The sequence below is a fragment of the Amycolatopsis sp. NPDC059021 genome (assembly GCF_042739895.1).
GTDB lineage: Bacteria > Actinomycetota > Actinomycetes > Mycobacteriales > Pseudonocardiaceae > Amycolatopsis.
In genome coordinates this window covers 86,444-93,367 of the sequence record NZ_JBHYIQ010000031.1, presented here as the reverse complement: position 1 = coordinate 93,367, position 6,924 = coordinate 86,444, and the positions used below count along the sequence as shown (strand labels likewise).

At 68.9% G+C, this 6,924-nt stretch carries 6 protein-coding genes and 1 pseudogene; 6 read left to right on the top strand and 1 reads right to left on the bottom strand.

The annotated features are described in order from the left end of the window. Positions 1 to 240: 240 nt before the first annotated feature. The 3 genes and pseudogenes from ACFWX1_RS20125 to ACFWX1_RS20115 all read left to right on the top strand — a co-directional run bounded on the left by ACFWX1_RS20125 (position 241) and on the right by ACFWX1_RS20115 (position 1,806). Positions 241 to 582, top strand: a complete 342-nt coding sequence (locus ACFWX1_RS20125) for a transposase (protein ID WP_378389363.1) — start codon at positions 241 to 243, stop codon at positions 580 to 582. Beyond that, positions 477 to 1,070: pseudogene (locus ACFWX1_RS20120) on the top strand (DDE-type integrase/transposase/recombinase); the annotation flags it as partial. The gene ACFWX1_RS20125 and the pseudogene ACFWX1_RS20120, both read left to right, overlap by 106 nt. Positions 1,071 to 1,350: 280 nt before the next feature. After that, positions 1,351 to 1,806 (top strand): hypothetical protein, encoded by a 456-nt coding sequence (locus ACFWX1_RS20115; protein ID WP_378389361.1) that lies wholly within the window; start codon positions 1,351 to 1,353, stop codon positions 1,804 to 1,806. Positions 1,807 to 1,847: 41 nt separating this feature from the next. On the opposite strand, the gene ACFWX1_RS20110 is transcribed toward ACFWX1_RS20115, so the two are convergent. After that, positions 1,848 to 3,278: an MFS transporter gene (locus tag ACFWX1_RS20110; protein ID WP_378389359.1), complete on the bottom strand. Its 1,431-nt coding sequence runs from the start codon at positions 3,276 to 3,278 to the stop codon at positions 1,848 to 1,850. Positions 3,279 to 3,386: 108 nt separating this feature from the next. Here ACFWX1_RS20110 and ACFWX1_RS20105 point away from each other — a divergent pair, with 108 nt between their 5' ends. The 3 genes from ACFWX1_RS20105 (at position 3,387) to ACFWX1_RS20095 (ending at position 6,879) form a co-directional block, all read left to right on the top strand. Next, a complete protein-coding gene (locus tag ACFWX1_RS20105; RefSeq protein WP_378389357.1) occupies positions 3,387 to 3,971 on the top strand; it encodes a TetR/AcrR family transcriptional regulator in 585 nt (194 codons plus the stop codon). Positions 3,972 to 4,076: 105 nt separating this feature from the next. Next, positions 4,077 to 6,728, top strand: a complete 2,652-nt coding sequence (gene lanL / locus ACFWX1_RS20100) for a class IV lanthionine synthetase LanL (protein ID WP_378389354.1) — start codon at positions 4,077 to 4,079, stop codon at positions 6,726 to 6,728. A gap of 19 nt (positions 6,729 to 6,747) precedes the next feature. Continuing rightward, a complete protein-coding gene (locus ACFWX1_RS20095; RefSeq protein ID WP_378329960.1) occupies positions 6,748 to 6,879 on the top strand; it encodes a hypothetical protein in 132 nt (43 codons plus the stop codon). Positions 6,880 to 6,924: the final 45 nt, after the last annotated feature.

Below are 6,924 nucleotides of genomic sequence, written 5' to 3'. Positions count from 1 at the left end.
ACCAAAGTGGACAATCTCGTCCTCGTATGTTCCGTCCACCACAAGCTCATCCACCACTCCGAATGGGAAGTCCGCATCACCACCGACGGACTCCCCGAATTCATCCCACCCGCCTGGCTCGACGCCACCCGCACACCACGACGCAACACCATCCACCTCAGAACCTAGGACTGGGCCTGACCCGTTTTGACGGACATCCAAGATCAGGGGGCTGACGCCCCTCGGGAAGGATGTTCCATCATGGAGACCATGGGCAGGAAGAAGCCTCGGCCTCGTCGTTCGTTCACGCCTGGGTTCAAGGCCGAGGTCGTCGAGCTGTGCCAGCGGGGCCACCGGTCGATCGGTCAGGTCGCGAAGGACTTCGACCTGCCCGAGACCGGCGTGCGGGAATGGGTCAAGCAGGCTGAACGCGACGCCGGGACCCGCACCGACGGGTCCACGCCGAACTCCGCGCCCGCGGCAAACGACATTCCCGCAAGCGGATCGCCCGGCTCCTGCACACCGCAGGACTGGCCGGGCGAGCCCCGAAACGATGGCGCACCACCACCGTTCCCGACCCCGCCACCACCCCGGCCGACCTGATCAAGCGTGACTTCTCCTGCACGGCAACGAATATCAACACCCGCTGGTGCGGGGACATCACTTACATCCGCACCTGGGAAGGATGGCTGTATCTGGCCACCGTCATCGATATGGACTCCCGCCGCGTCGTCGGCTGGGCCACCGCGGACCACCTGCGCACCGACCTGGTCGCCGACGCCGTGCGCAACGCCGTCACCCAGCGCGGCCCCGCCCCCGGAGTGATCTTCCACTCCGACCGCAGCTGCCAGTACACCTCCGCCCAATCCAACACCCTCGCCGACGACGCCGGTGTACGGTTATCGGTGGGGCGCAAGGGACAATGCTGGGGACAACGCGGTCGCCGAGTCCTTCTTCGCCACCATCAAAGCCGAACTGTTCGACCGGCACGGCTGCCCCAACCGCACCACCGCGCACAAAGCGATCTTTCAATACGTCGAAGGCTGGCTACCTCAGCCCCGCCAGCTACGAAACAACCCACCCTCAAGTAGCCTGACAACACCTCAACGACCCTATCCGTCAAAACGGGTCAGCCCCAATGGCTCTCCGATGGCGCGGAGCCGCGGACGACGGCAGAAGCTTCTGCCCGTTCGTCGTCGGTGACAACGCCGGCGACAGCGGCTGGCGGGTACAAGCCGCCGGCGGCAGAGCGTTTCGACGACCGTGAAAAGGCTTGCCGCGGCCCGCCCACCCCTACAAGGCTGGAACATGCAGCCGGGAGTCGTCACGCGTTGACGCTCTCGCTGCGTCGACCACCGAAGGGGGCAGCTCATGCGAAAAAAGCTGATCACACGAATGACGGGAATCGCCGCGCTCTGTGCTTTGCTCATGAATCCACTGACGACGGCGACCGCGAATGCCGCTCCGGTGCGCGCCGCGACTCACCTGGGCACCTTCCTCCTCAGAGGGGACGTGATGGCTCTCGGCGACTACATCACCTCCGCGGATGGCAACTTCAGGCTCGAGATGCAGACGGACGGTAATCTGGTCGAGTACAACGACGCCGCTGGCGGGATAGCATGCTGGGCGTCCAACACCAACGGACGGGACGCCTTTTACGCCACTTACCAGCGCGATGGCAACTTCGTGGTGTACACCGGAAGTGGCGACCCGCTCTGGGCGAGCAACACGGTCGGCGACAGGGGCTCAACCGTGAACATCAGCACGGCCTTACTGGATTACGGCTCGCTGTATGTCGGCCAGACGAGGATCCACACCTACTGCTAACCGTGCTTCGCGGTCCGTTGTTCCCGGTGTTCGAGCCGCGTTCAGGACGCGAATCTGCCGCCGCGTACCTGGAAGCCGACGAGTCCCACCCCGATCAACGCCACCAAGGCCGCGGCGCCGAACGCGAAACCGTAGGCCGTGTCGCCCGGGATCGTGCTGCCCGCGATCGGCATCGACGCGAGGATCGCCGCGCCGAGCTGGCTGCCTACCGCGCCGCCCGCGGTGCGTGCCACGGTGTTGACGCCGTTCGCGGTGGCGATCTGGCCGGGGGCCACGGCGGCGTTCACCAGACGGGGCAGCACCGCCATCACGAGGCCGAAGCCCACGCTGGCCACCGCGTAGAACACCACCAGCTGCCAGATTTTCCCATGCCACAAAGCCAAAGCGGCGGCACCGGCGGCAACGCAGCCGAGGCCGGTGGCGAGCGGGACGCGTGGGCCGACGCGGGCGTCGATGCGGCTGGCGAGCCAGCTGCCGGGCAGGACGAGCAGGGTGCCGGGCAGCATGATCAGGCCCACGGCGGTGACGCTCACGCCGAACCCGTAGTCCACCGCGCCGGCCCGCGGGGTTTCGGCGAATTTGGGGAGCAGCACGAAGAGGACGAACTGCGCGGCGCCGAGTGCCACGGCGGCGAGATGGGTCGGCAGGATCCGGCGGTGCACCAGCAGGTCCGGATCGATCAGCGGTGTCGCGGTGCGTTTCTCGACCGGCAGGAACACGGCGAAGGCGAGCACTGCCAACGCGAAGAGTCCCCATACCCACGGCGAAGTCCAGCCGAGCGCCGGGCCTTGCGTCAGCGCGAGCAGCAGCGCCGTCAGGCTCGTCGCGAGTAGCAGCGCGCCGGGGACGTCCAGCCTGCCGCCGCCCCGTTCCCGGCTCTCCGGCACGAAACGCAGCACCAGGGCGAGAGTGACCGCGACGAGCACCGCACCGACCGCGAACAGCCAGCGCCACGAAACGTAGTCCACCAGCAGGCCGCCGCAGACCAGCCCGAGCCCCGCCGAACCGCCGACCAGTCCCGACGCCAGCGCGAGACCGGACGCGACGCGATCGGCGGGCAGGGCTTCGCGAAGGACACCAAATGCCAGTGGCAGCAGGCCGAGGCTGACGCCCTGGACCGCGCGAAAGGCGATCAGCAGGCCCACGTTCCACGACACCAGCGCGCCGAGCGTGGCCACGAGGTAGACCACGAGCACCCCCACCACGACCCGGCGTTTGCCGTGGTGGTCACCAAGTTTGCCGATCAGCGGAGTGAGCACCGCGCTCGCCAGCAGCGGCGCGCTCAGCACGGCCCACGCGGTGAGCGCCGCGGTCGTGCGCAGCTCGTGTTGCAGTGTGGTGATCGTCGGGACGAGCATCGTCTGCATCAGCGCGTACGACAGCACCGCGAAACACATCGCGACGAGGATCGCGGTGCCCCTGCTCGTTCGCTCCGGCCGCTGACGCACCTCGGCCACCTTTGTCACATCCATGAATTCCCCTGGTCGACGCCCGGTTCTCGCTATGCGAACGACGTTCGCAACAAGGGAAGGCTACCCTAATAAAGACACGGCGTCGAGAAGGTGGGCTACGGTGATCGCGTGGTGACCCCAGGTGGTACCCGGCCGAAGCTGAGCCGGGAGCTGATCGTGACGAAGGCGCGCGCGATCGCCGACGCGTCCGGGCTCGACGCGCTCACCCTGCGGGAACTCGCGCATGCACTGGGGACGGGACAGGCCTCGCTGTACCGCCATATCGCCGATCGGCGCGAGCTGCTCGGCCTGCTGGTCGACGACGTCGCGCTCGAGTTCCCCACCGCCGACCCCGAACTCCCGCCGCGCGAACGGTTGATCCGGGTGTGGCTCGATCTCCACGCGTTCCTGTCCGCGCACGAGTGGGTGGCGAAGGTGATCGCCGAGGGCGAATACGTCTCCCGCAACGCGGCACCGTTCGCCCGCCACCAGCTCACCTGCCTGACCGACGCGGGAGTGCACCCGGACGAGGCCATGCGCGCGTACCGGGCGCTGTACAACCTCCTGCTCGGCTTCCTGCTCAACAAGCATCCGATGGGCCATCACCTCGATCCGGCCGGAGCCGCACCGTCCACAGAGGACGAAGAGTTCCGGTGGGCGGTCACCCGTTTCCTCGACGGCTTGCTCCCCGCGGAGCACCCTGACGCGCCTTGAGGCAGGGCGCTCTGCCCTTTTGGCCTCACCACGAGTGATACCGGCACCGGGGACGGCGGCACAGACTGATCGCAACCGTGTTCCACCCCCTGGGATGAGGTCAGGATGCCCGTCGAGGACGCCGATCTGCTCGCCGACTGCGCCACCGCCGTACTCGCCCGGCACGATCCGGATTCGTGGCGGCACAAGGTCGACGACTTCTGGCATTTCGTGCTGCCGCGGGAATACCGGCATCGGGAGCAGGGCTGGAAGCTGCATCTGTCCGCCACGCCACTGTCCGCGTGTCTCGTGCTTTCCCGCTCGATCGCGGTACTCGCGCGACACCGGTGCGCGTTCAAGTTCACCAAGTCGCTGCGGGAACTGCACCGGCTCGTCGAGCCCAACGCGGATCGCACGGCGGCGGGCAAGTTCATCACGGTGTACCCGGACGACGACGGCCACGCCGCGGCGATCGCGGCCGAACTGCACGAGGTGACGCTGGGCCTGCCGGGCCAGTGGATTCTCACCGACCGGCGGTACCGCGAGAATTCGCTGGTTTTCTACCGCTACGGCGCCTTCGACCCGGGCTTCGTGTTGTCCGACGGCGGCGAGTACGTCGCCGCGCTCACCGACGCCGACGGGAAAGCGGTCGACGATCAGCGTGGCGTTGGCAAGGCCGTTCCGGAGTGGACGGTGGATCCGTTCCACCCGGCGGCCGAGCCCGTCCGGACGCCGGGGTCCGTCCTGGTCGGCGACCGCTACCGCGTCCGCACCGCGATCCGGCAGTCCAATCGGGGCGGCGTCTATATCGCCGAAGACACCGAGAGCGGCGAAGACATTGTCCTCAAACGATTCCGGCGGCACACCGGGGCCGCCACCGACGGGTCCGACTCGCGCATCCGGGCCCGTGCGGAAGCCCGGATGCTGATGGCGCTCGGCTCGTCCGGCGCCGCTCCGCGTTATCACGGCCTGTTCGCCTGGGACGGGGATCTGTTCGTGGCCCAGGAGAAACTCGACGGCGTCCCGCTCCGCCGGTTCGCCGCCCGCACGCTGCGCCCGACCGAGGGCGACAGCCTCGGCCCCGACACCGAACTGGTGCTCGATCTCGCGCGTCAACTGGTCGATCTGCTGGAGCGGGTGCACGAAGCCGGGTACGTGCTCGGCGACTTCACGCCGAACAACATCCTTGTCACCCCGGGAAACCGGCTGAAGCTGATCGACCTCGAATCCGCGCTGCGGGCCTGGGAAATCGGCCCGCTGCTGACCACGCCCGGCTACACCGCGCCGGAGATCCTCGGCCGCACCAGGCTGATCAACCCCGCCCCCGAGGTTCCGGTCGACCTCTACGCGCTCGGCGCGACGATGCTGTACCTCGCGAGCGGCGTGCATCCGCCCGCCTGTCCCGGCACCCGGATCGTCGAAATGGTCGAGCTGATGGCCACCCGGCAGCCCGCGGTAGCCTCGCTGCGCACCGTCCTCTGTGGACTGCTCGCCGACGACCCCGGCGCGCGACCGGATCTTTCCGCCGTCCGAGCGGCGCTTCGCGATCCGCAGCCGGTACCGCACACCCCGCCCACGCAGCCCGATCCCGACCGGCTGATCGCCGACATGCTCGCCGAACTCGAGGCCACCACGACCCCGGACGGGCCAGCGCTGTGGCCGAATTCCACCGCCGGGAGCAGGCACGACCCGTGCTCGGTGCACGTCGGCGCCGCTGGCGTGCTCGCCGTGCTTTCCCAGGCGATACGTGCCGGTTACGACACCGCGGATCTCGTCGAGACCACCGCGGACTGGCTCGTCGACCGGCTTCCCCGCGAGCCGAAGATCGTCCCGGGACTGCTGTTCGGCCGCGCCGGGACCGCGGTGAGCCTGGTGGAAGCCGGCAGACTGCTCGGCGCGCCGGATATCGAGACCGCCGGGCTCGACCTGGCCGCCCGGCTGCCGGTCCGCTGGCCGATTCCCGACGTCCACCAGGGAACGGCGGGCGCGGGTATGGCGCTGCTCGCGTTGTGGCGCATGACCGGCCGCGCGGACCTGCTCGACCGTGCCCGCGCATGCGCCGACCATCTCCTCGCCATCGCGGACATCGACGGCGACGTCATCAGCTGGAGCGCGTCGAGCGGCTCCAGCCTCGCGGGCACGAAACACTGGGGCTTCGCGCACGGCGTCGCGGGTATCGGCAGCTTCCTGCTCGACGCGGCGTCCGCCACCGGAGACGAACGTGGCCTCGACGCCGCTGCGCGCTGCGTACGCACCCTTGCCGACATCGCCGACCGCGACGGACGCGCGGCGTTCTGGCCGAGCGGCGAAGCCGACGAAGGCGCGGACCGGATCCGGCTGACCGGATTCTGCAGTGGTTCCAACGGAGTCGGCACGTTCCTGCTGCGTTACTTCGCGGCGACAGGAGACGCCGCGGCAGCCGAACTCGCCGAGGCGGCCGCGTACGCCGTGCGCTGCGCGAACGCGGTGGCGACACCGGTGTGGTGCCACGGCCTGGCTTCCGACGGCGACTTCCTGCTCGACTGCGCGGACGTGTTCGGCGAGGCGCGCTACCTCGACTGGAGCACCGACACCGCGACGAGCCTCGCCTCACGTGCCGTGCGGCGCGGCGAACGCTGGCTCACTCCCGACGAGGGCGGCGACGTGGTCGCGGCGTTCGGCAACGGTTTCGCCGGGCCGCTCTCCTTCCTGCTGCGCCTGCGTCACGGCGGCGACCGGCTGCTGATCGGCCCGCCGCGCTCAGCCGTCCGGGACGCCGTCCCGGCGATCATCGGGTGAATCGAGAGGAAGAGGAACCATGGGCCTGAACATCAACGAACTGGACCTGCTGCCCGCGCTCGAAGCCGTGGACGGCGGGCCGGAGCTGATGTCGAGCTGCTGTCGCGAATGCAGTTCGTCGTTCATGGTCGTCAGCCACATCTGCGACTGACCGGCCGGATCGACCACTGTGGACGGTGGTGGCCCCGCCCCGATG